The organism is Sphingomonas sp., assembly GCF_048595155.1.
Classification (GTDB): Bacteria; Pseudomonadota; Alphaproteobacteria; order Sphingomonadales; family Sphingomonadaceae; genus Sphingomonas_I.
On sequence record NZ_JBMDXN010000105.1, the window covers coordinates 87,599 to 108,371 of the forward strand.

Below are 20,773 nucleotides of genomic sequence, written 5' to 3' on the forward strand. Positions count from 1 at the left end.
TGGGGGCATTGGCCCTGCGGATCAGCCATTCAGCGTCCCGGTTTCCCGCAAACGTGCCTCAATCACATCGAGGAACTGCGCGGTGTCCGACGCGGCTGACCGGCCAATGCCCAGCTTGAGGGCGAGTTCGCGCCAGCCATGCGCAGGCAGGATTTGCGGCGCCCCATAGGCGTCGGCGCACCACTTCAGTCCGACGGCATAGCCATACCCATATTCCATCTCGACGGCCCCGCCGACCGCGGCCCAGATGTCGCCACCAATGAAGATCGGTGTGCGGAGATCGCCACCGACGACGAACGCCGAGTCCTCTCGCGCCGTAAACACCCAGTCGGCCACGATCATGTCGCCGGTCACGAACAGAATGCTGCCCCAATCGTGATCGATGCTGCCGCACCGTACGTCGCCGAAGATCACGAGCGTGATCTGCCCATCCCCGCCATTGTCCCGATCGACCGTCGAGAGGGTGCCGCTGACGTTAACGTCGCCATCGATGACGATCACCTGCGAAGGCGGCGTGAAATTGCCGTCGATCGTCAGATCGCCGCGATAGACGGTTGCGCCGGTCTGATCGGCATAGGGCCCGCGCGGAAGCAGCTCGAACCGCATCAACGCCTCGGCCGGCGGGCGATCGGCCAGCTGCGCCGCGCGTCCGGCCACGAAATCCTGCCATTCGGCCGGCGTCAGACTGTCAAACGGCATCCTCATCCCTTCCACGCACGTGTGATGTGCCAGCGATCGGTCCGCCGATTGCTACGTCCAGCTGCGACCGTCGGGACCGGCACAGCCATAAGGCGGTATCTGGCCTGGAAAGCGCTGTTGCATCTTGTGGCAGCCCCATCGCCGCAAGGCGGCCGGGGCATAGCCGTTCAGGTCGATGCCGATTTCGTCATACGGGCTCTCCGCCCAGGCGACATAGGCATACCATCGGCCCCCAAGCAGAAGGACAACCGCGACGAGCACGACACCGACAAGCTGTACGGCAGTTCGCATCATTCCCCCTTTCTTCCTCCGAGCAGCGCACGGCGAACAGTCGCCCGCACCTTCAAGCCGATCATTCAAACGATTCGACCAGATCCTTCGCCTCGCGCAGGCCCAGATGCAGCGTATCGCGGGCCAGCTTGATCGCTTCGATCTTGCGTCCGCTTGCGGCGAGCGCGCGGACCTTCAGCTCGATCTCCGGCGGCAGCGTGACGGGTGGCGCGGTGGCGGCCTGCGGCATCACCGGCATTTGCCGCCGCGTCGTTGGAGGGTCGCTGCGCGAACCCACCCTCGGCGCGCCCATTAACGGATCAGGCCGCCGTGAGGCGCGCGCCAGCAGAAGTATCAACACGACAAAGGCGAGGCCGACAAGCACCAGGATCGGGACGGGAACGAACATCTTGGCTCCTGCTGATAGGGCGATGCCGGTTTCAGCTCTCCGGCGGACGAGTTGTTCCCGGGGGTGACACTGCTGCCATCATCGCCCGAATGAGCGGCAACGTCGCCAAGCCGCGCAATGGATCCCAGCCTTCGCTGGGGTGACGGTGGAGCAGGCCCGCCTGCTGGCGAAACGGGACGCCGGCGTCACACGCTCCCGTCATCCCAGCGCAGGCTGGGATCCATCGTGCCACGAGCTTTGTCGCCCAAACCGCGGAATGAACCCTAGGCCGCGCTGGCGTGGGGGCAGACGTGGGAGCGCCAGCGTGAAGCAATAGGCGCGGAGACGGCTGCGGTGTAGGATGGCCGAGTGACGACCGAGCCCGCCGATAACGACGTCCTCCCCGTCTACGAACGGCACGGCCGCGTCTGGGCCGGGCTGCGGAGCGCCCAGGCGGTGGAGCATGACTGGATCGATCGCTTCTGCGCCCTGATCCCGGCGGGCGCGACCATCCTGGATATCGGCTGCGGCAGCGGGGTGCCGATCGCGCGCATGCTGGTCGAGCGCGGCTACGACGTCACCGGCGTGGATGGCAGCGCGACCATGCTGGCCCTGTTCCGCGCCAATCTGCCGGGCGTGGCGGCGCAGCGGATGGACATGCGGCAGCTTGCGCTCGGTCAGCGCTTTGCCGGGCTGCTGGCGTGGGACAGTTTCTTCCACCTGTCGCCTGAAGACCAGCGTGGCATGTTCGCCCGCTTCCGGGCGCATGCTGCACCGGGCGCGCCGCTGATGTTCACCAGCGGCGGAGCGGAGGGCTCGGCGATTGGCGACCTTGCGGGCGATCCGCTCTATCACGGCAGCCTTGGCCCTGCCGAATATCGCGAGCGCCTGAACGCGGCGGGGTTCGACCTGGTCGATCATGTCGTGAACGATCCGGCCTCCGATCGCACCGTCTGGTTGGCGCGGCAGCGCGACTGACCAATCGGGCGCATCGGCGCCAGCCACTTGCATCCGGAGCCATTGGGCAACCAAAAGCGCGCCCCTGCCGTTAAGGAAAGAGATCCTTTGCAAGGATCAGCCCACCGGTCGGCATGAACCGGGAAACCGCAAGGAGAGTGAAATGGCCTATATGTTGGTAGCGGGGCTGGCCCTCAGTGCCGCCACCGCTGCGCTTGGCATGCGCGTGGATCATCATACCCAAGTGGATCACCATAGCGGCCCGGTCGCGGTCAGCTATCGTGGCGACGTCGCGATTTCGCACAAGCAGGTCGGCACGGTCGCCCCTGCCGGAAAGATGTCGTCGCTGCGCTGCCAGTGGGCGGCGCATATGGTCGTCGCCCGCCAGGCGACCGCCGCCGGTGGCGCGAGCCTGAGCCGTACCATGGACAGCGCACCTGTTCTGACCGGCAGCCGCCCGGGCTGGTGCAGCACGCACCAGGCAGCGATCACAAAGGAGGTCGCTCGCAAGACGGCCGCCATGCAGGACCATCTGCAGCAGATGGCGCAGGATGATCATCAGATGCTGCGCGCCGAGCTTGACCGGCTGCACGGGGCGCAGCGCGCCGGATGATCCGGACCCTGACATGGGTGGGTGCGATCGGCGCCGCATCCTGCGGCCTGATCGCGCCCGTATCGGCCCAAACCAACCCCGCCGTATCGGTGGAGGCGATGTCGCAAGAGGTCCGCCGCGGGCTGAGCTGGAGCGAGGGTCGCGCGGCCGTCGCGGGCGCTGGCGACGTGTCGCTGGTCGGCATCGACGCATCGGCCCGGATCGTCACCCTGCGCGGCAGCGACCGGCATGGCGGCGCCGATGGGGTCGCGGATCTTTCCCTCGGTACCGGCTGGGGCCTGGGCGGTTTCCGCCTGCAGGCGACCGCGACCGGGCATCTGTTTTCCGGCGCGCGCGGCAAGATGGATTATGTCGAGCTTGGCGGATCGGCCAGCTATGCCATCGGCCCGCTCTACGCGAGCGTGGGCGCGATCGCCGCACCGTCGCAGCATGCGATCGGCGGCAGCAATATCTATACCTATGCCAGCGCCAATGCCGGCATCCCCGGCACGCCCTTCACCATCTTGGGGGAGATCGGCCATTCGTCGGGCAGCGTCGATGATGCGGATCGTGCGGCACGGCTGCGACCGGGCGGCGACTATACCAACTGGCGGCTGGGGCTGGAACATCGCGTCAACCACCTGACGGTCGGCGTCGATTATATCGGCACCAACGTCGCACGCGCCGACGCGGTCGGCCCCTTCGCGGATGCCGGGCATGCGGGCGACAAGATCGTCGGACGCGTCGGCCTCAGCTTCTAGGTCGACGGGCAAAGGCATGTAGGATCGCTGCATTAACCCTCAGATATGCCGGACGCCGATCATTCCCCGGGGTCGAGACCATCGAGCCCGAAAGTGCCTGGCTCCACAATCGACGGACCAGCGAGATACACGACCTTTCCCCGCTGGCCCGGCTGCGTCGATATGTTGCCACGTCCCGCCGGATCCAAAAACCAGTAATATTTTCTGTTACGGGAGGTCAGAACGCCCTCGCTGTAGCATTGCGTCCATGTCGTGCGCTCCATCCATGATGGGTGGTCCAGCTGAACGGCTTGCGAAAACCAATATTTCATCGTTCGTGGCGATACTTTGATTGCCGCGCATGCAGCCCGTCCCTCCCCGGGACGCTCACCCTTGGGATAGCGGGGATCCGGCGTCCACTGTCCGGTCTTGATCACCTTTACCGATGTGATGGTAAAACCCGAGAGCTTCGGAAATCCCCCTACCCCGGCGATGGCGTTCGTCGAAAAGAGCGCGACCATCACGAATAGACGCAGCTTCCTCACATCGCCGACTCCGGTTCATGCTTATCTTTTCGCGATAGTGCGGCGCATGCAAGGAGGCTGTCGAGGCGGGAGCGTCAGCCCGGCAGCAGCAGGCACCGATCCCAGCGGCGCGCCGGCACATCCGCGCGCGGCGCCATGATCGTCAGGTCCAGCGCGTCCCAGAATTCGCGGCCGGTGACGGAGCCGGCATTGACCCGGACGAGCAGGATCCAGGCATCGGGATCGCCCAGATCGGCATGGCCGCGCTCGCGCGCCTGTTCCGCCGCCACGACACGCCCGTCCCATCCGTCCGCCAGGGCAGCATGGCCCAGCATTTGATGGATCTGGGGGAGCGTCAGATCGGGGTGGCCGCTGGTCACGGCGCGTAGGCTGGCATCATGCGCCTCGTGCAGATCGTCGAGCGAGCCGAGGCCGCTGCTCTCGATCCGGCGTTCCGCCGCCAGCAGATCGATCGAACGGGCGCGGGCCGGGCGGAGACGCGCGGTCGCGACCGTGGCGAAGCGATCGTCCGACAGGGCGTCGAACAACTCCCCCGGGACGCCATAGGCCCAGGCCGGATCCGGGCTGTGGGCGAAGCGCAACGTGCCATCGTCCTTCACCTCTGCCGTCACATAATCCCCCTCCTCATGCGGCAGGGGTCCGGGCAGCGTTGACGGGGGCAGATTGTCGGCCACGGCGATCGCGGCGTGGGACGCGTCCAGCAGCGCTTCCGTCAGCGGATGCGCGACAAGCTCCACGCCGGGGGGCGTGAAGACCGTGTTCAACGACAGCGAATCCCCATGAACGAAGAAGGAGAGGAGCCCGGAGGGCGGTAGCGGCGATAAGGGGCCGCAGGCGGCGGCAACCTCGGAAAGATCGATCTGCATCAGGAACGGATGGCGCATGCCGCGTCCATCTGCCGGCCAGGCGCCGGGCGGCAGATCCGGACCACCGCCGATGCGGCTGGTACCCAGCGGCAGCGGCGGGCCGTAGGGCTCCTCCACCAGGGCGACCGCCTCCGTCATCAGCGGCGCGACGACGCTATGATCGTCCTCGCCCAGCGCGGCGGCATAGCGCCGGTCCCACGCCAGATCGAACGGCCCGGGCACGCCATCGTCCACGCCCGTAACCGCCTCCAGCCCGGCCAGGCGCTTGCGCTCGCGCCCGTCAAACTGGGATTGCAGCAGGGCGGCGCTGACCGGGCTCGACCGCTCCTGCAGGCCCTGCAGCAGCTGTTCGTAGGCACGCGCGGCGGGCGTATGATCTTCCGCCAGCGCCCGGAGGCCGAACGCCCAGATGCGGCCGCCTTTGCCCTGCACCAGCGTCATTTCGACGACCTCCGATCCTGCGCTGGCGAGCGAACCCCAGCCGCGCCGCGCTGGCCGGCCGAACAGCTGCATCGCTTCGGTGCGCCAGCCGCCGCTGACGGGCGCTCCGAACAGATCGGTCGCTACGGCGGCCAGGTCCGCATCCAGATCGAGCCGGCCGGCCGCATCTTGCGCCAGCACGAACAGGGCCGATCGCCCCGCGCTCCCTGCGGAGGGGCGCAGTTCGAACCGCTCGGGCGCGTGGGCCACGACATCCTGAAAGGCGGGAGGCGGCATGAACACGAAGTCTCGCGTCATCCATCGCGCGGGTTGCGGCATGAAGGTCCGTTCGGGTCGTTATCAGGTCGGGGCGGTCAGGCGCGCGTCATTGGGCGAAGGGGATCGCTTCGATGCGCGGGCGGGTGCCGGGCGGCAGCCCCTTGCGATCGCGCGCGCCGATCCGGTCGAAAGCCGAATAGCAGAGGTGATCCCAGAAGCGGTCCCACATCGGCGATCGCACGCCGGCGCGATAGCCCTCATCCTCGCTCAGCGCACGATCGCGCCACCGGTCCGCAATCTCCGGCGCAACCAGAGCGAACAGCATTGTGTCGCCGGATGTGGCGTCGACCGACAGCAGCACCTTGCCGCGTTCGGATATGTGGTGCTCCAGCTCCTGCGTCGCCTGCGCATAGTGCGTCCAGACGAGATCCAGATAGGCGCGCGCGGCCTTTTCATCGAGCGACGTTGTCTCGTCCATCAACGGCCCGAACACCGCGCGTGCGGTGGCCGGCAACGTCTTCAGATCGATAACGCCTTGCTCCTGCCACATCGGGAAAATCTCGGCGGTATATTTATCCTCGATCTCGGTCAGCTTCTTGGCATGTCCCAGCTGGTTCACGGTCGCGAGGAACAGCCGGTTGCGCGGTGTCCCGTCTTCCGCGCCATAGAAGCCGATCGTCTCCATGTCGGTCGGCGGATTGGCCGCCATCTGGCGCACGCGATCCACCAACGCCGCATCCTGGCCGGAGAAATCGGCGGCGAACCTGATGATCGGCCCATAATCCTCAGAGGACATTGTCGCTCCACATCCGGTTGTGGTGAACAGCAGGGAGAGCAGAGGCACCGCGCCGAGCAGACGCGACAGCGTGCGCCGCGAACAGGGCCGCGCCAGGGCGCGCGGCATGCATGGATCGCTCATCCGCGTACCACCTCCTGCATTGCCCCATCGCCTAACGTACACCCCGCATCGTTCAACCCGTCGACCGTCTTATCGTCGCGCCACGGCATCGCTCCGACGCGATCCTTGAAGCTGGAGCGACGGGAGGAGGGCAGACCATCGAGACGGCGAACCCCGATAGGCCCAGATCGATCCATCGGGCATCCGATCGACGTTACAACGCAACCGGATCATTGGGGTGAGGCCGCAGCTGCAGGGGGACGCGGTTGCCATGACTCGAACGCTCTGCCGAGACATGACCGTGCGGGGCCGGGCGTGGCGAGCCGGTTGTCTCACACGGGCTCCTGGACGCGGGAGAGGTCCGTGGATGCCAGCCTGCGCTGGCATGACGGGAGATCGTAACGGGCCATCCCAGAACGACCCGTCACCCCAGCGCAGGCTGGGGTCCACGGACCGCGCCACATGCCAGCCGCGAGAAGTAGACATGCCCCTCCCCCCAAAGCGCCCGTATATGCCGCGGTCCGGGGACAAGGCCGACGAAACAGGCTGGCGGGCTGGCGATTTTGGGCGGACAACAGCAAATCGGCTCGGTCGGCGGGCTTCGATTTTACGAGCACCTAGAGGCCGGATCGACAGGAAGAGGTTTGCGATGCGGATATTGCTGCTTGTGCCCTTCCTGATCGCGGCGGCGCCGGCAGACCGTGGGAAGCCATTGCCGACATTGACGCCCTTGGATCCGCGCTCGCTCCCCGCGCTGAAGGTCTATCGAGCCGCCCGTGGCCTCCACGCCGAAACGGTTCTGGCGCACCGATTGAACTTGCCTCCCGGGGTTCGTCTCACCGCGATTGGCGGAGCTGGTTTTCCGCTGGAACTGGGCCTCAGCGATGGGCGATGCTTCATGATCTTCGATGAAAGCTTTAGACCGGTGCGGGACCGGGTCGAACAAACCACCTGCGACGGGATCCCCCCGAAAGGGGGAGAGAGAACGCCTCCGCCGCCACGGGCCGGCTTGCGCGCCGTGACCACCCAATTTGCCTTCACGGTGTGGCGTGATGACAGCCGCCGCCTTACGCTGATCACAGACGGTTTCCGGGAACAGCTGCTGGCTTATTACGCATCCTTGGAGATACTGGGCATGGTCGCGTTCAGAGATCCAGTGGCGAACAGCGCCAATCTATCAATCGTGGCGCGCTATCGCGGCAGGATCTTCATTACGACGAACGGCGTTACCCCATGACGGAGCGGCCGGGGCGGGACGGCCCCACCGGCTACATCCAGACCGAGCGGCGTTGGAACGGGCGCTGCATCGCCGCGGCAAAGGATTGGACGCGGGCGCGGAGCAAGGCGCGGCGGCCTTCTGCGGACCGCGCGAAGATCAGCTGGGAGGTGCCGATGCGGCGGCGCCATTGGGCGAGGAAATGGTCCGCCACCTCCTTGCGCGCGCCGAGCAGGGCCGGAACCGCGTGAAAATCGGTCTGCCGGCCGCCCCAGCGCCCACCCGTCCGGACCAGCAGGTAGCGCGGATTCTGGATCGGGCCGAGCAGTTCGCCGAGCGCGTCGAGGAAGAGCCGTTCTTCCGCGCGGGTCGCCCCGTCGATGGTGATATCGCAATGGCCGCGCCAGGACCGCTGGACGATGATTGCATAGGTCGCCTCATCCCGGCGGAGCGCGCGGGCGAAGCACAGGCTCGCGACGATGCAGCGCCCAACCTGCGTCAGGCTGCGCTCCAGCGTGCCGTTCCGCCGCCACAGCCAGAACGCAGCGAGGAGCCGGGGCAATGTGGAGAGGAAGAAGGCGGCCGCGGCCAGCATCGCCAGCGTGCCGATCTTCCCCAAGTCGGCAAACTGCCGCACCACGCCGAACGCGCTGAAGGCGCCGCCGCTGAGGCCGGACATCACCAGCGCCTGCAGCGTGTCCTTCCAGGCAAGATGTCGCGGCGCATACGTGGCATCGGCGACGCAGCGGACATGGCTGCGCGGTGTCGCCCCGCCCAGCGACGCCTGCCATTTTGCGGCGACGGCGGCGCGATCGCGCGCGCGTGCCATTGTGGCCGCATTGTGGGCGTCCGGATTAGACGGATCGATCTCCAGCCGATCCATGCCGTTTTCGATGCGCAGGCTATCGCCGTTGCTGATGCCTTCGAACGCATCGAACCGGCGTGCGAGTACGGCCAAGTCGCTCTGCTCCACAAAGCGATCGTCGGCGCGTGCGGGCACGATCGTGGCGAGATGCCAGATCGCGGCGACCTTGTCGGGTGCGGCCGGATCGACGCGGATCGCGCGGCCGCGCATCTGATTGGACAGCATGTAGGATCCGACGTTGCTTGCCAGGATCAGGCTGTTGACGGCGGGCGCGTCCCACCCCTCCCCCAGCAAAGCCTGCGTGCCGATCAGCACCCGGATCGCGCCGCGCGTGAACAGGCGGGTCAGCAGCAGCACGGGCCGATAGGTTTCGCTGCCGCCAATCTCCAGCGCGACATAACCGGGACATCCCGGCAGCGCGCGCCGCTCGGCGCTCTGCAGGTCGATCCCGAGCGATGCGGCGTCCGCCTCGACGATCGACATCGCGGCATCGGGCAGGATGATGAGCGTGCCTGTCAGGACCGCCATCATGCCGTCCGCGAGCCCCGCGCGGCGCAGGCTTTCGAAGATCGGGACGACGCCGAGCTTCTTGGGCACGAAGGCCGTGTCGGGGCGCTTGGGCAGATCGTCGGCGATGATCCGATCGGACAGGATCACCAGCCGCAAGGCATCGCCCAGCGCGTCGCTCTCCGCGCGCACGATCGCGCTGATGCCGTCCAGCTTGGCGACGCTGCCCGCCATGGCGGTAAAGATCGCCTTGCCTTCGTGCAGCGTCACCCGATCATTGCTGATCAAACCCAGCGTGCCGATCACCCGCCGCAGCTCCGCCTCGCGCACGCCGCCAAGCTGGGCCTTGGTGGCGGGTTCGTTGAGGAGGCCGTCCAGCAACCGTTTCAGCCACATCGCCGTCAACGGCGGCAGATCCGCATCGCCGACGCCCAGCAGGTCGATCACGGCGGTGGGCAGCGGCCGCCCGGCGGCGTGGAGGAAGATCAGCAGGGCAGTGAGCAATTCCGGCTGGTCGAGCAGCGCTTCCGCATGCGCGTCCGGCTGGAGCAGCCAGGGATGGGCGGCGAGGCAATCGACCAGGTCGGCATCCGCCAGCAGCCCCGCCACGAAGCGGGTAATCGCATCGCGCCGCGCGGTGACCAGCGCCCGTTCATCCCGGCAGGGCAGCGAGAGATAGACATGATCCTGATGCGGGCAGAGATCGCCGTTGCGCACAAGCTCGGGCACCGAAATCTCGCTGTCGATCGGCCCGCACAAGTCCATATAGCGCGTCCATTCGGCGAAGGGCGCATCGTAAGGCGGCGTCGCGGTGAGCGCGATCAATGTCGCATCCTTCAGCCGGTCGCGCAGCGCGAAGACCGCCGTCCACCATTCGCGCCGCAGATGATGCGCCTCGTCCACGATCAATGTCACCGGCCCATCCTGCTGGAGCGCCGCGATGATCGTATCGAACCGGCCTTCCCCTTCCGCAAAGGCGGTGTGAAGCGCCTGATAGGTCGTGACCGTCATCGCGGCAGGCGCGTGCAGATCGCACGACAGGTCCGCATCCCAGGCGGTGCGATCTTCCAGGAACAGCGGGAAAAGCCGTTCGCGCCACTGATCGCGGATGGTGATGCTGGGAGAGAGGATCAGCGCGCGCCGGCCGATCCGCCGCATCGCCTCCAGCCCGAGCACGGTCTTGCCCGATCCGGGCGCGGCGACGATGTGCAGCCGCCCATCGGCGAGATGCACGTCCATTTCGGCGAGCACGCGCGCCTGATAGCTGCGCCACACGCCCGTGAACTTCATGTGGCTCAGCATCAGCCGGACACAGAGCGGGGTGACGGCGCCCAGTCAAGCCGCCCGCGCTTTACTTCCCGCCGTCACCCCAGCGCAGGCTGGGGTCCATGACTCTGGTCACGAGCGACGGCGATGTGGTGACGGTGGTCGCGTGCGGCGAGCATCTCCGCCAACCTCGGCGGATGCGCGCGCGGACGGTTCCGTGGATGCCAGCCTGCGCTGGCATGACGGGGGAGTACACCGTCATCCCAAATCCACCGTCACCCCAGCGCAGGCTGGGGTCCATGGCGTGGGCCGCGGGCGGCGGTGGTGTGTAACCGGGGGGGGTAGGGCACGCGGGCGATACCGGCGACGCGGCAGGGGGATGAGTTCGTGGATGCCAGCCTGCGCTGGCATCACGGATTTGGGTCACGTGATCGGCAGTCTCAGGCGGCCGCCCGCAGCGCATAACGGCGGCAATGTTCCAGATAGCCGGATTCATGCGTGCCGGAGAGATCGACGACGCTCTGCCAAAGCCACGACGGCGCTTCGATATCGGCACCGCGATGATCGAGCAGCTGGCGGCGCCATTCCGCCCGGGCCGCACCATCGATCTGCCGGCCATGCGCCTTGCCGACGACGGAGGCGAGATAGCGCGCGGCCTTGACCGCTTCCGCCTGGCTGAACTGTTCCACTTCCAGCTTCAGATCCTGCGGCGCCAGCTCGCGCAGGAAGACGGATCGGCCCATCATCTTGGCGGCGATCATCCGTTCGCCCAGGTGCGGCGACAAGGCACGCGCGCCGGCGACGACGCGTTCGGCGGGGTCTTTCGGCATTCTGGCGCCGCGTGCGGCGGGCGCGGCCGACACGGTCGCTTCCTTGATGTCGATCAGCGCGTGTTCGGTGGCGCGCTTGGCGCCGGCAATCTCGATGATGGCGGCATAGCGCAGCAGGCCGAGCGAGCTGCAGCCCTTCATCCAATAGGCCGCATCGACCAGCCGTATATCCCGATCGCCATCACGCGGATCGAGCGCGAGGATGAGCCGCTTGGTCGCCTCGTCGGCGAACAGCGTTTTCAGCGCCGCCCGCTCCTCGGGCTCGATCCGCCAGAATTTCTTGCCGAGCGGGATCTTGGGATCCGCCCCGCCAATCCGTTCGGCGGCGAGGTGGCGCCACTTGCGGCCGAGCGCGAGCCGCTTGACGGTGCGCACCACCGCCGGCTCCTCCGCCGCCTCTCCCGGCGCGCGATCGGCGAGCGCCTGTTCGTAGCCGTCGACCATTTCTTCCACCATGCGCGCGGTGGTGACGCCCGGCAGATCCGATCCGCGCGCGGCGGTGGCGAGCGACAGGCCGAGCCGGATCAGATCATGCGCCGGATTGCCGATCACGGCCTGATCGAGATCGCGGATCTGCACCTCGACATGGCCGTTGCCATCGGAGAGCGGCCCGAGATTGCCGAGATGACAATCGCCGCAGATCCACAATTCCGGCCCGCGCGGCAGGCGCTTGGCCACGGGCGAGGCGGCCAGCCATTCGTAGAATTTGACCGTATTGCCCCGCACATAGGCATGGGCCGAGCGCGCCATCTTGAGCGTGCGGCTGGCATCGAGGAGCGCGGCACGCTCTTCGAAAGTGGGCATCTTCATGGGCTCTCCGAACCGTGCGTGCGATGCTCAACGATCGGCGCGGCGGATAGCTTCGCCTATGTTGCCGGAATCTTTCTGCTTATGTCTCGCGTGCGTCCGCGCCGCCACGGATGTCGCGCCGCGCGATCCTCCAGCCGCCCGCCACCATCGCCAGCCCCCACAGCAAAAAGGCATAATCCCACGGCGATTGGCCAAGCGGTTCGTAGACATGGTGGAGCTGCAGCAGATGATGGTCGATCACGCCTTCGACCAGATTGAACAGGCCCCAGCCCATCAAAAGGCCGCCGCCCAGCAACCGTCCGGACAGATTGGCCTGCGCCATCCGCCCCGCCTGCCACAGCAGCAGGATACCGAGCGCGGTGATCGCCCACACGCCTGCGTGAAAGACGCCGTCCCACACCATATTCACCTTTGCGCCGACATAATCGGTGTTGGGGATCCGCGCCGACAGCATGTTGTGGAATTGCAGGATCTGATGGAACAGGATGCCGTCCACGAAGCCCCCCATGCCGATGCCGAGTGCCAGGCTGGCGGAAAGAAGCGGGCGGGCGCGATCTTGCATCTCAACGATCCTTTGCGGCGGGGGCATGCGCGACCAGCGCGACGATCCAGACGAGCAACCCGATCGGAAACAGGATCGCTCCCAGGTTCAGCCACAGATCCGGCTGCAACAGCCGTTCGCGGATCGAGGCAGACTGTGGGCTGTGGCACAGGGTACAGGCGAATGCCGGTGCGTGCACAGCAACCACAATGGCGAGAAGGATGCAGCGACCGCCCACGCCGGGCCGTGCATAAAGGTCTGCCCTAAGCGCCGCCCCAAGGGCTGCCAAGTTGCGGTAATCCTTCACATCTTGTCTACGCGCGGCCGCGGCAAAGGAGCCGTCCTATTTCAGGAAGGCGCGACTAGGGGCCGTAATATGCGTGGGAGATGGCGTCATCGCGCTCGTCGTAACGGCTGCCCCGCCGCCAAGATGGCGACGCCGAATCATCACATAAGCCGCCTATCCGCCACAGTATCCCTGACCCCGCCGCGATGATAAGCACAACCGCGGCAAAGAGGAGCGACTGATGGCCCGAGCGGTGACCAAGGTGATCCTGGATGGCTATGTCGGCAAGGGCATAGGCGAGATTTGCGGAAACAAGTTCGACTCACCCCAGCAAAATCATTGCGCGCACTTCGTCTCACACGTGCTGGACATACAATTGGGCGTGCTATGCGGCGACATGGAATATACGACGCGCCACACCGGCGCCTCCATCCGCTGCGACGAGCTGTATAATCGGCTGCCATCGCGGGGCGATTGGGACGACGCGCCGGACAATACAGACGGCCTGCTGATGTTCGTCACGCTGACCAACAACATGGCGGGCACGCTGATGGGCAATGCGCCGCGCAAGCATGTGGGCATCGTCCTTTCAGGCTGCGTCTATAATTTCGGCAATAGTGGCCATGCGGTACGGCGCGAGCCGACGGTGGACGCGTTCAAGAAACGCATGGGCGGCGCTTATGGAGGGATGGACAAAGTGAGCTTCTTCTATGCGGTGCCGCAATGATGCGCGCGATCCTGCCCGCCCTTGCCGGAGCCCTGCTGCTGGGGGCCGCCCCGGCCCCGCCGGCCGAAGGAACGGAGCCGGCACTGCGCCTGCTGCTGGCGGCCTCGTCCCTGCCGATCCCGCCATCGTCCTCCTGCTATGGGGTCATTCCGGGCGTGCCCAAGCCGAAGCTGGGTGACTTCCTGGCAACGCCCCTGGCGGCGCTGGACAGCGGCACCAATCGGGTGAGCGGCGGATGCGCGAAAGGCCAATGCCACGTCCGCATCACGCATAATGCCGGGGAAGACGTCTTCTCTTCCGAATTCAGCTTCCGCACTCTGCGCGGCCGCCTCGTCCCCGCCAGCCTGCGCTGCGTCTCGACGCCTTAGGCAACCCCGTCATGCCAGCGCAGGCTGGCATCCACGGACCGGGCCACATGCCCGTCCGCCGCGGCTGAGGGACAAAGTCGCCTCACGCCACCCCCATCACCGCACCGCCGTCGCTCGCTACAAGCGCCATGGACCCCAGCCTTCGCTGGGGTGAAGAGGGGCGCAAATTTCCGATCACGCCGACGCCGGCGGACCAAGATAGGTGGGGGGCAGCGCCGCCGTGCTGAGCACCAGCTTTTCCAGCACGACATTGTCGTCCAGGCGCCATACCTTCACGACATGCCGGCCTGCGCCGAGCGGACCCATATTGGCGGAAAGCTGCACGATATTGTCGCGTACCGCCTGGCCCCAGCGGCGCTTGCCGGGCGTATCTTCCGGCCCGCCGGTCGCCTCCAGCTCGGCGCGTAGCGGCATGACCGGACCGTCGTCGATCGACACGCCGATCGCCACCCCGCTCTTGCCGATCGTGTCCAACGTCGGCGCCAGATACAGGGTCAGCAACGCCGGGCCGGCCTGTTCCACCCGCACGTTATATTCCAGCCGCACGCCGTCCGCAGCGCTGGTCGCGGGGCGCCCCTGCGGCAAGGCAAGCACGCCGCCGGCGGTACGACCGAGATGGGGGACGGCCGCCCATTGCAGGCCGGCGCCGCCACGGGCGCGGCTGAAGTTCGGTGCCTCGATCGCGATCACGCCCGGCGGCGTCGCGGCGCGCGCGCGGAAGCGGGGCGCGATCCCGCGCTTGCTTTCCGGCGTATCGCCGCCGACGCGCATGATGCTGGGCAGGGTCTGCTGGGTGGGATCGTTCCAGATGACGTAGCTCATATGGACCTGCGCCATCATGCCGTCCCACTTGCCGCCGTTAATGCCGTGATATCGGCGGGTCAGCTCGCCATCACGGCGGAAGGCGGCTTCGGCCTGATCGGCGAAATAATTGGCGCGCGCATCGTTGCTGGACGCCAGCTTCCGGTTCCAGGCGACGGCGTAATAGAGACGATAGAGGTTCGCCATCGCCGCGATCGGAAATTCCAGCAGCTGGAAATAGGCGTCCGACTGGTCCGGACGCAGGCGGGCGCGGACACGCAGCATCTCCGCCTCCAGCGCATCCCATTGCGCCACCATGTCGCCGAACTCGCCGCCGTCGAGCGCCTCGCGCGTGGCGCCGCCGAGCGGGAAACTATCCTGATCGACGAGCTCCGGTTTCCGGCGGGCGGCATATTGGCTGTAGGCGGTGATCATCGCGCCGATCGCATCGGCCTGTTCCGGCCCGAACGTGGCATCCGCCCATGCGGCGGGGTAGGCGGCCAGTGTCGCCGGCGTCACCGCGTCCGGGTTCCATGCCATCGCCAGGAAGAAGCCCAGCGGATATTCCATAGGCTTGATATCGCCGACATTCGCGATCCACATCGCGCGCGCGCCGCGGCGATAGGCCAGGTCCATCTGCTGCCAGACCTTTTCGATCTGGTTGGTGTTGATCCACTTATAGTTGCGCGGACCGCCGACATAATCGAAATGATAATAGACGCCGTAGCCGCCGCTGCGCGGGGCCGAACCCGGCGCGGGCAGACGCCGTATCTGCCCCCAATTGTCGTCGGCGAACAGCAGGGTGACGTCGTCCGGCACCTTCATGCCATGTTCGTAATAATCTTGAACTTCCTTGTAGAGCGCCCACACTTGCGGCGTCTGATCGGCCGACTTGCCGGTAACGTCCGCGATGATGCGGCGTTGATCGGCGACGATCCGCTCCAGCAGGTCGGTGGCGGTGCCCTCCGCCATCGCCTCGTCGCCGTCGCCGCGCATGCCGACGGTGACGACGGATTCGTAGGACTTGCCGCCGCCCTTGGACATCATCCGCGCGATCCCGCCGCGCCAGAAGGTCCGCAGATTGGCGGCATTCTTGCTGTAATCCCACGCGCCGCCGGTCACGCCCTTGTCGGTGTTGCGATGCCATTCGTCCTGGGCGCGCAGCATCACCTCGTGATGCGAATTGCCCATGACGACGCCCATCGCATCGGCCAGGATCATGTTGTTGGGATCGTCGGCCGCAAACGCCTTGGGCGCCCACATGGCGGGCCACAGATAATTGCCCTTCATCCGCAGCAGCAGTTCGAAGACATGGGCGTACATGGCCGAATTGATGCCGCCGAACGTCTTCTTGGCCCAGCCGCTGAAGCAGGGATCCTCATCATTAATGAAGAAACCGCGATAGCGCACGCGCGGCTGATCGCGGCGCGACCCCGCCGGGATCCAGACATCGCGGCGCGTGCGAACGGCCACGTCGGCAAACCAATGCCAGGGCGATACGCCGATTCGTTCGGACAGATCATAGGTTCCGAACACCGCGCCGCGCCGGTCCGCGCCCACGATCACAAGCGCGCGCGCCACGTTGGGGAAGGGGCGATCGACCACGATCTGGCGGAACGCTTCCCATTCGCCGCGAATATCGGCGGCGTCGATCTTGCCCGCCGCGACCAGCCCATCGATGGTCGGGCTGGCGCCCAGCACGCCGATGATGACGATCGGCCCGCTCGCCTCCCCGGCCCGCCCAGCGCGCGCCGCCGCGCGGCCGCTCACGCGCTGCAGGTCGGTCGCGAAGCTGTCGGCGACGCGCAGCACCGCGCTATCGGCCTGCGGATCGACCAGGATCGCGGCCGGCACGCCGTTGGCGATCAGCGGAAAGGCGGTGCGCCGGTTGATCACCGGTATTTTGCCCCGCGCGGCAAAGGCCGAGGGTGCGAACGCAATCGCGATGCCGGCCCAGGCCACACCCGCCAACAGGCTGCGCCGCGTCGTGCTTCGTTCCGTCATCCGCACCGATAATCTCCAACAAATACAGGCCTCCCCCTTCGCAACGGGGCGCCGATGACGCAAGCATGGGGGCATGTTTCTGCTCCGATCTGATGGAGGACTGTCGCAGTAGAGGGTGACCGGTGCTTGTCCGATGCGTGCCCTGCACCACCGGCGATGTCGCCAAGCCGCCAGATGGACCCCAGCCTGCGCTGGGGTGACGGCGGGACTTAGGAACCGCCGTCTCACCACAATCCGTCATGCCAGCGAAGGCTGGCATCCACGGACCGCGCCGCTCGGCCCGAACTGAGGTGGTGCAGGGCCGGCGCGGCCATCGGGACACAAGGCCGGGAAAAAGCGACGGACAGGCGCGCCGGGCGATACCGTTCCCCCCGCGGGAAGGAACCCGGGCCTGATCGGCGCGCTTGCCCGGAATGCGACCCCTGCTCTGCCTTCTTGCGATCGGCCCGCTCGCCGCCACCGCGGCCTCGGCCGGGCGGCCGATCGTCGCCGCGACGCAGGTCGATCCGGCCAGCGGCGCGATTGCGGTCGAGCTGATCGTGACCAACGATGCGGCGGCGCCGCAAACCATCGCGGTGGCCGACACCATCGACGCCACGCTGGCCGCCACCGCCGGCCGGCCCATGGCGGTGCGGCTGGAACGGGCGGCGGATCAGCCCGCACGCGTGGCGCTGGGCCCGTCCGGCTTCGCCCGGCTCCGATATCGCCTCAGCCCGCCGCCGGGCCTCGGCACCGGCCTGCTCACGCTGACGCTGCCGGAAGCGCCGGCCGTTGCCATCGCCTATGCGCCGCCTGCACCCGCGGCACCGCAGGCAAACGCGCTGGCCGCGGCGACGCCCGCCGCGCCGCCGGCACCGGCCACCCCGGCCGGTCCGCTCGAGCAACCCGGCGACCGCAGCTTCCTGGCCAACCTGTCCGCCTACGAACCCATTTACGCGGTCTACGGCCCCGGCACGAACAGCGACGCGCGGCTGCAGATCAGCTTCAAATATCAGCTGTTCGGCACCGCCGGCGAACGCACGTCCTGGCTCGACGGGATCATGTTCGGCTATACCCAGCGGATGTTCTGGGACACCGGCCGCGCGTCGGCGCCGTTCCGCGACGTCGATTATATGCCCGAACTCTATTACAGCCTGCCGCAGCTTGCCTCGGCGGGCGATTGGGCGTTCGGCGGCCGGTTCGGGGCGCGCCATCAGTCCAACGGCAGGTCGGGCGAGGCGTCGCGGAGCTTCAACATCGTCTATGTCGAGCCCGAGCTGAAGACGCGCTGGGGCGACTATGACGTCGCGTTCGGGCCGCAGCTCTGGGCCTATGTCGGGCGCCGGTCCGACAATCCCGATATCGCCCATTATCGCGGCCATACCGGCCTGACGGCGCGGATCGGCACACCGAACGGCGTCCAGCTCAGCGCCAGCGGCCGGCTCAACCCCGGCAGCGGAAAGGGCGCCGCCGAGGCGCTGATCTCCTACCCGCTTCCCACGCTCTTCAACGGCGCGCCCCGACTCTACCTCTTCGGCCAGGGCTTCGTCGGCTATGGCGAGAATCTGCTGGACTATAACCGCCACCAGACGCGGCTGCGCGCGGGCCTTGGGATCACGCGCTAAACCGAATCCCGTAAAACCGGCCCCGACTCCGTTCGATGGATCGGCGCGGATCGGGCGCCGCAGCGGTGCCCATCGAAGACAACGGCCAAACTGCCGCAAAAAAAGGCAGTTGGGCGTGCATTTGCCGCCTTTGCAGGCAATGTTTCACCGATGCGAGCCCGATCGCGCGCCGCGCTTGCGTGCGCTGATGTGGCACGCTTATTGAAAGCGACAGCCATCGGGACGGGGAGCGTTGACGTGAAGAAGATCGAGGCGATCATCAAGCCGTTCAAGCTCGATGAGGTAAAGGAGGCGCTGCACGAAGTCGGCGTGTCCGGCATCACGGTGACCGAGGCGCGCGGCTTTGGCCGCCAGAAGGGTCATACCGAATTGTATCGCGGCGCCGAATATGTCGTCGATTTCCTGCCCAAGGTGAAACTTGAGGTGGTGGTGGACGATGCCATGGCGGAGCGCGTGGTCGAGGCGATCCAGAATGCCGCGCAGACGGGGCGCATCGGCGACGGCAAGATCTTTGTCACCACGATCGACACCGCGGTCCGCATCCGGACCGGGGAGCGGGATGCCGACGCGGTCTAAGGGCACACGCGCGCGGCTTCGTCATCCTCGCTGATAGGGGAAGCGCTCGAAGCACGGCGGGGGTCGCACGATAGGGCAAAGGAATCAGAGCCCGGCATCCAGGCCGGGTGACGAATGAAGGAAGTCGCTGTGGCGACGATCAAAGGAAGGCTTTCAAATGGCGAATAAGGCGTCCGACGTTCTGAAGATGATCAAGGAAAAGGAGATCGAGTGGGTCGATCTTCGTTTCACCGATCCCAAGGGCAAGTGGCAGCATCTGACGATGGTAGCCGGCGTCGTCGGCGAGGACGAGCTGAATGACGGCTTCATGTTCGACGGATCGTCGATCGAAGGCTGGAAAGCGATCAACGAGAGCGACATGATCCTGAAGCCGGATCTGGACGCGGTGTGGGTCGATCCCTTCTCGGCCACGCCGATGCTGATCCTGGTGTGCGACATCGTCGAGCCTTCGACCGGCGATCTGTATAGCCGCGATCCGCGTTCGACCGCCAAGCGCGCGGAATCCTACCTGAAGACGCTGGGGATCGGCGACACCGTCTATGTCGGGCCGGAAGCCGAATTCTTCATGTTCGACAATGTCCAGTTCGATACGACCTATAACGAGAGCTACTACAAGATCGACGATGTCGAGCTTCCGACCAACACCGGCAAGGAATATGAGCAGGGCAACCTTGCCCACCGTCCGCGCGCCAAGGGCGGCTATTTCCCGGTCGCGCCGGTCGACAGCGCCGTCGACATCCGCGGCGAGATGGTTTCGACCATGCTGGAAATGGGCCTGCCCTGCGACAAGCATCACCATGAGGTCGCGGCCGCGCAGCATGAGCTGGGCCTGACCTTCGGCACGCTCGTCCAGACCGCCGATCGCATGCAGATCTACAAGTATGTCGTGTGGCAGGTGGCCCAGGCCTACGGCAAGACGGTGACGTTCATGCCCAAGCCGATCGCCAAGGATAACGGCTCCGGCATGCACACCCACATGTCGATCTGGGACAAGGGCAACCCGCTGTTCGCCGGCAACGGCTACGCCGGCCTGTCCGACACCTGCCTGTTCTTCATCGGCGGCGTGATCAAGCATGCCAAAGCGCTCAACGCCTTCACCAACCCGACCACCAACAGCTACAAGCGGCTGGTGCCGGGCTATGAAGCACCGGTGCTGCTGGCTTATTCGTCGCGCAACCGTTCGGCATCGTGCCGCATTCCGTACGGTGCCGGCGCCAAGGCCAAGCGCGTCGAGTTCCGCTTCCCCGATGCGATGGCCAATCCGTATCTCTGCTATGCGGCGCTGCTGATGGCGGGGCTGGACGGGATCGAGAACAAGATCCACCCGGGCGAAGCCATGGACAAGAACCTCTATGATCTTCCGCCGGAAGAGCTGAGCCAGGTGCCGACGGTGTGCGCATCGCTCCGCGAAGCGCTCGACAGCCTGAAGGCGGATCATGCCTTCCTGCTGAAGGGCGGTGTGTTCACCGAAGACCAGATCGACGCCTATCTGGAACTGAAGTGGCCGGAAGTCGCCCGCTGGGAAATGACCCCAGCGCCGGTCGAATTCGACATGTATTATTCGGCCTGATCGCTTCGCCGATCGGACCAGCGAAGCGCCCGGGGGGGAACCCCCGGGCGTTTTGTTTTGCGGAATGTTGCGGGTGCCATGGCGGTGGGCCGATTCCCCACCGTGCCCCTGAATTTGTGAAACGAGTTCAGCATGGCGGACTGCGGAG

20 protein-coding genes are annotated in these 20,773 nt (G+C 66.5%); 9 read left to right on the plus strand and 11 right to left on the minus strand.

Annotation, left to right across the window (positions count from 1 at the left end):
• Positions 1 to 21: 21 nt before the first annotated feature.
• The 3 genes from ACOJSI_RS16770 to ACOJSI_RS16780 are packed head-to-tail and all read right to left on the minus strand — an operon-like array spanning position 22 to position 1,378.
• Complete coding sequence (locus ACOJSI_RS16770) at positions 22 to 699, minus strand: hypothetical protein (protein ID WP_420139452.1); 678 nt, start codon at positions 697 to 699, stop codon at positions 22 to 24.
• 51 nt (positions 700 to 750) lie between these two features.
• A complete protein-coding gene (locus ACOJSI_RS16775) occupies positions 751 to 993 on the minus strand; it encodes a hypothetical protein (RefSeq protein ID WP_420139453.1) in 243 nt (80 codons plus the stop codon).
• 58 nt (positions 994 to 1,051) lie between these two features.
• Positions 1,052 to 1,378 carry a ribosomal protein L7/L12 gene (locus ACOJSI_RS16780; RefSeq protein WP_420139454.1) on the minus strand — a complete coding sequence of 109 codons (327 nt, stop codon included), beginning with the start codon at positions 1,376 to 1,378 and terminating at the stop codon, positions 1,052 to 1,054.
• Between the two features lie 348 nt (positions 1,379 to 1,726).
• Here ACOJSI_RS16780 and ACOJSI_RS16785 point away from each other — a divergent pair, with 348 nt between their 5' ends.
• The 3 genes from ACOJSI_RS16785 to ACOJSI_RS16795 all read left to right on the plus strand — a co-directional run bounded on the left by ACOJSI_RS16785 (position 1,727) and on the right by ACOJSI_RS16795 (position 3,667).
• On the plus strand, positions 1,727 to 2,335 hold the full coding sequence (locus tag ACOJSI_RS16785; RefSeq protein WP_420139455.1) for a class I SAM-dependent methyltransferase: 609 nt from the start codon (positions 1,727 to 1,729) through the stop codon (positions 2,333 to 2,335).
• A gap of 142 nt (positions 2,336 to 2,477) precedes the next feature.
• On the plus strand, positions 2,478 to 2,927 hold the full coding sequence (locus ACOJSI_RS16790; RefSeq protein ID WP_420139456.1) for a hypothetical protein: 450 nt from the start codon (positions 2,478 to 2,480) through the stop codon (positions 2,925 to 2,927).
• Positions 2,924 to 3,667 (plus strand): TorF family putative porin, encoded by a 744-nt coding sequence (locus tag ACOJSI_RS16795; RefSeq protein ID WP_420139457.1) that lies wholly within the window; start codon positions 2,924 to 2,926, stop codon positions 3,665 to 3,667. Before ACOJSI_RS16790 ends, ACOJSI_RS16795 begins: the two co-directional genes overlap by 4 nt.
• Before the next feature lie 59 nt (positions 3,668 to 3,726).
• On the opposite strand, the gene ACOJSI_RS16800 is transcribed toward ACOJSI_RS16795, so the two are convergent.
• From ACOJSI_RS16800 to ACOJSI_RS16810, 3 genes are all read right to left on the minus strand, one after another.
• Entirely contained in the window at positions 3,727 to 4,191 is a 465-nt protein-coding gene (locus tag ACOJSI_RS16800; protein WP_420139458.1) for a hypothetical protein, read from the minus strand.
• 74 nt (positions 4,192 to 4,265) lie between these two features.
• Positions 4,266 to 5,795: a DUF1963 domain-containing protein gene (locus ACOJSI_RS16805; RefSeq protein WP_420139459.1), complete on the minus strand. Its 1,530-nt coding sequence runs from the start codon at positions 5,793 to 5,795 to the stop codon at positions 4,266 to 4,268.
• 67 nt (positions 5,796 to 5,862) lie between these two features.
• The gene (locus ACOJSI_RS16810) at positions 5,863 to 6,675 is read right to left on the minus strand and encodes a hypothetical protein (protein ID WP_420139460.1); all 813 of its coding nucleotides are present in this window, start codon (positions 6,673 to 6,675) and stop codon (positions 5,863 to 5,865) included.
• Positions 6,676 to 7,384: 709 nt separating this feature from the next.
• Between ACOJSI_RS16810 and ACOJSI_RS16815 the strand changes: the two genes are divergently transcribed.
• A complete protein-coding gene (locus ACOJSI_RS16815; RefSeq protein WP_420139461.1) occupies positions 7,385 to 7,891 on the plus strand; it encodes a hypothetical protein in 507 nt (168 codons plus the stop codon).
• A 31-nt stretch (positions 7,892 to 7,922) separates the two neighbouring features.
• Here ACOJSI_RS16815 and ACOJSI_RS16820 read toward each other — a convergent pair whose 3' ends face one another.
• The 4 genes from ACOJSI_RS16820 to ACOJSI_RS16835 form a co-directional block, all read right to left on the minus strand.
• Complete coding sequence (locus tag ACOJSI_RS16820; RefSeq protein ID WP_420139462.1) at positions 7,923 to 10,532, minus strand: DEAD/DEAH box helicase family protein; 2,610 nt, start codon at positions 10,530 to 10,532, stop codon at positions 7,923 to 7,925.
• Positions 10,533 to 10,948: 416 nt separating this feature from the next.
• A complete protein-coding gene (locus tag ACOJSI_RS16825) occupies positions 10,949 to 12,148 on the minus strand; it encodes a DUF2252 family protein (RefSeq protein WP_420139463.1) in 1,200 nt (399 codons plus the stop codon).
• A gap of 79 nt (positions 12,149 to 12,227) precedes the next feature.
• Positions 12,228 to 12,710, minus strand: coding sequence for a DUF2243 domain-containing protein (locus tag ACOJSI_RS16830; RefSeq protein ID WP_420139464.1), 483 nt, complete (start codon positions 12,708 to 12,710; stop codon positions 12,228 to 12,230).
• A gap of 1 nt (position 12,711) precedes the next feature.
• The gene (locus ACOJSI_RS16835; protein ID WP_420139465.1) at positions 12,712 to 12,978 is read right to left on the minus strand and encodes a hypothetical protein; all 267 of its coding nucleotides are present in this window, start codon (positions 12,976 to 12,978) and stop codon (positions 12,712 to 12,714) included.
• A gap of 238 nt (positions 12,979 to 13,216) precedes the next feature.
• On the opposite strand from ACOJSI_RS16835, the gene ACOJSI_RS16840 reads away from it, so the two are divergent.
• Both ACOJSI_RS16840 and ACOJSI_RS16845 read left to right on the plus strand, forming a co-directional pair.
• On the plus strand, positions 13,217 to 13,702 hold the full coding sequence (locus tag ACOJSI_RS16840; protein ID WP_420139466.1) for a hypothetical protein: 486 nt from the start codon (positions 13,217 to 13,219) through the stop codon (positions 13,700 to 13,702).
• Positions 13,699 to 14,070 (plus strand): hypothetical protein, encoded by a 372-nt coding sequence (locus tag ACOJSI_RS16845; RefSeq protein ID WP_420139467.1) that lies wholly within the window; start codon positions 13,699 to 13,701, stop codon positions 14,068 to 14,070. The genes ACOJSI_RS16840 and ACOJSI_RS16845 overlap by 4 nt, the downstream gene beginning before the upstream one ends.
• 174 nt (positions 14,071 to 14,244) lie before the next feature.
• Here the strand turns inward: ACOJSI_RS16845 and ACOJSI_RS16850 are convergent, their stop codons facing one another.
• On the minus strand, positions 14,245 to 16,875 hold the full coding sequence (locus tag ACOJSI_RS16850; RefSeq protein WP_420139468.1) for a glycosyl hydrolase 115 family protein: 2,631 nt from the start codon (positions 16,873 to 16,875) through the stop codon (positions 14,245 to 14,247).
• A 413-nt stretch (positions 16,876 to 17,288) separates the two neighbouring features.
• On the opposite strand from ACOJSI_RS16850, the gene ACOJSI_RS16855 reads away from it, so the two are divergent.
• From ACOJSI_RS16855 to glnA, 3 genes are all read left to right on the plus strand, one after another.
• Entirely contained in the window at positions 17,289 to 18,479 is a 1,191-nt protein-coding gene (locus ACOJSI_RS16855; protein ID WP_420139469.1) for a phospholipase A, read from the plus strand.
• 237 nt (positions 18,480 to 18,716) lie between these two features.
• Positions 18,717 to 19,055, plus strand: coding sequence for a P-II family nitrogen regulator (locus tag ACOJSI_RS16860; protein ID WP_420139470.1), 339 nt, complete (start codon positions 18,717 to 18,719; stop codon positions 19,053 to 19,055).
• 157 nt (positions 19,056 to 19,212) lie between these two features.
• The gene (gene glnA, locus ACOJSI_RS16865) at positions 19,213 to 20,625 is read left to right on the plus strand and encodes a type I glutamate--ammonia ligase (protein ID WP_420139471.1); all 1,413 of its coding nucleotides are present in this window, start codon (positions 19,213 to 19,215) and stop codon (positions 20,623 to 20,625) included.
• Positions 20,626 to 20,773: the final 148 nt, after the last annotated feature.

Excerpts from the sequence above, each read along its gene's own strand:
- ACOJSI_RS16770 (WP_420139452.1), bottom strand. The coding sequence starts at position 699 with ATGCCGTTTGACAGTCTGACGCCGGCCGAATGGCAGGATTTCGTGGCC.
- ACOJSI_RS16775 (WP_420139453.1), bottom strand. The coding sequence starts at position 993 with ATGATGCGAACTGCCGTACAGCTTGTCGGTGTCGTGCTCGTCGCGGTT.
- ACOJSI_RS16780 (WP_420139454.1), bottom strand. The coding sequence starts at position 1,378 with ATGTTCGTTCCCGTCCCGATCCTGGTGCTTGTCGGCCTCGCCTTTGTC.
- ACOJSI_RS16790 (WP_420139456.1), top strand. The coding sequence starts at position 2,478 with ATGGCCTATATGTTGGTAGCGGGGCTGGCCCTCAGTGCCGCCACCGCT.
- ACOJSI_RS16795 (WP_420139457.1), top strand. The coding sequence starts at position 2,924 with ATGATCCGGACCCTGACATGGGTGGGTGCGATCGGCGCCGCATCCTGC.
- ACOJSI_RS16805 (WP_420139459.1), bottom strand. The coding sequence starts at position 5,795 with ATGACGCGAGACTTCGTGTTCATGCCGCCTCCCGCCTTTCAGGATGTC.
- ACOJSI_RS16810 (WP_420139460.1), bottom strand. The coding sequence starts at position 6,675 with ATGAGCGATCCATGCATGCCGCGCGCCCTGGCGCGGCCCTGTTCGCGG.
- ACOJSI_RS16820 (WP_420139462.1), bottom strand. The coding sequence starts at position 10,532 with ATGAAGTTCACGGGCGTGTGGCGCAGCTATCAGGCGCGCGTGCTCGCC.
- ACOJSI_RS16825 (WP_420139463.1), bottom strand. The coding sequence starts at position 12,148 with ATGAAGATGCCCACTTTCGAAGAGCGTGCCGCGCTCCTCGATGCCAGC.
- ACOJSI_RS16830 (WP_420139464.1), bottom strand. The coding sequence starts at position 12,710 with ATGCAAGATCGCGCCCGCCCGCTTCTTTCCGCCAGCCTGGCACTCGGC.
- ACOJSI_RS16840 (WP_420139466.1), top strand. The coding sequence starts at position 13,217 with ATGGCCCGAGCGGTGACCAAGGTGATCCTGGATGGCTATGTCGGCAAG.
- ACOJSI_RS16845 (WP_420139467.1), top strand. The coding sequence starts at position 13,699 with ATGATGCGCGCGATCCTGCCCGCCCTTGCCGGAGCCCTGCTGCTGGGG.
- ACOJSI_RS16850 (WP_420139468.1), bottom strand. The coding sequence starts at position 16,875 with ATGACGGAACGAAGCACGACGCGGCGCAGCCTGTTGGCGGGTGTGGCC.
- ACOJSI_RS16855 (WP_420139469.1), top strand. The coding sequence starts at position 17,289 with ATGCGACCCCTGCTCTGCCTTCTTGCGATCGGCCCGCTCGCCGCCACC.
- glnA (WP_420139471.1), top strand. The coding sequence starts at position 19,213 with ATGGCGAATAAGGCGTCCGACGTTCTGAAGATGATCAAGGAAAAGGAG.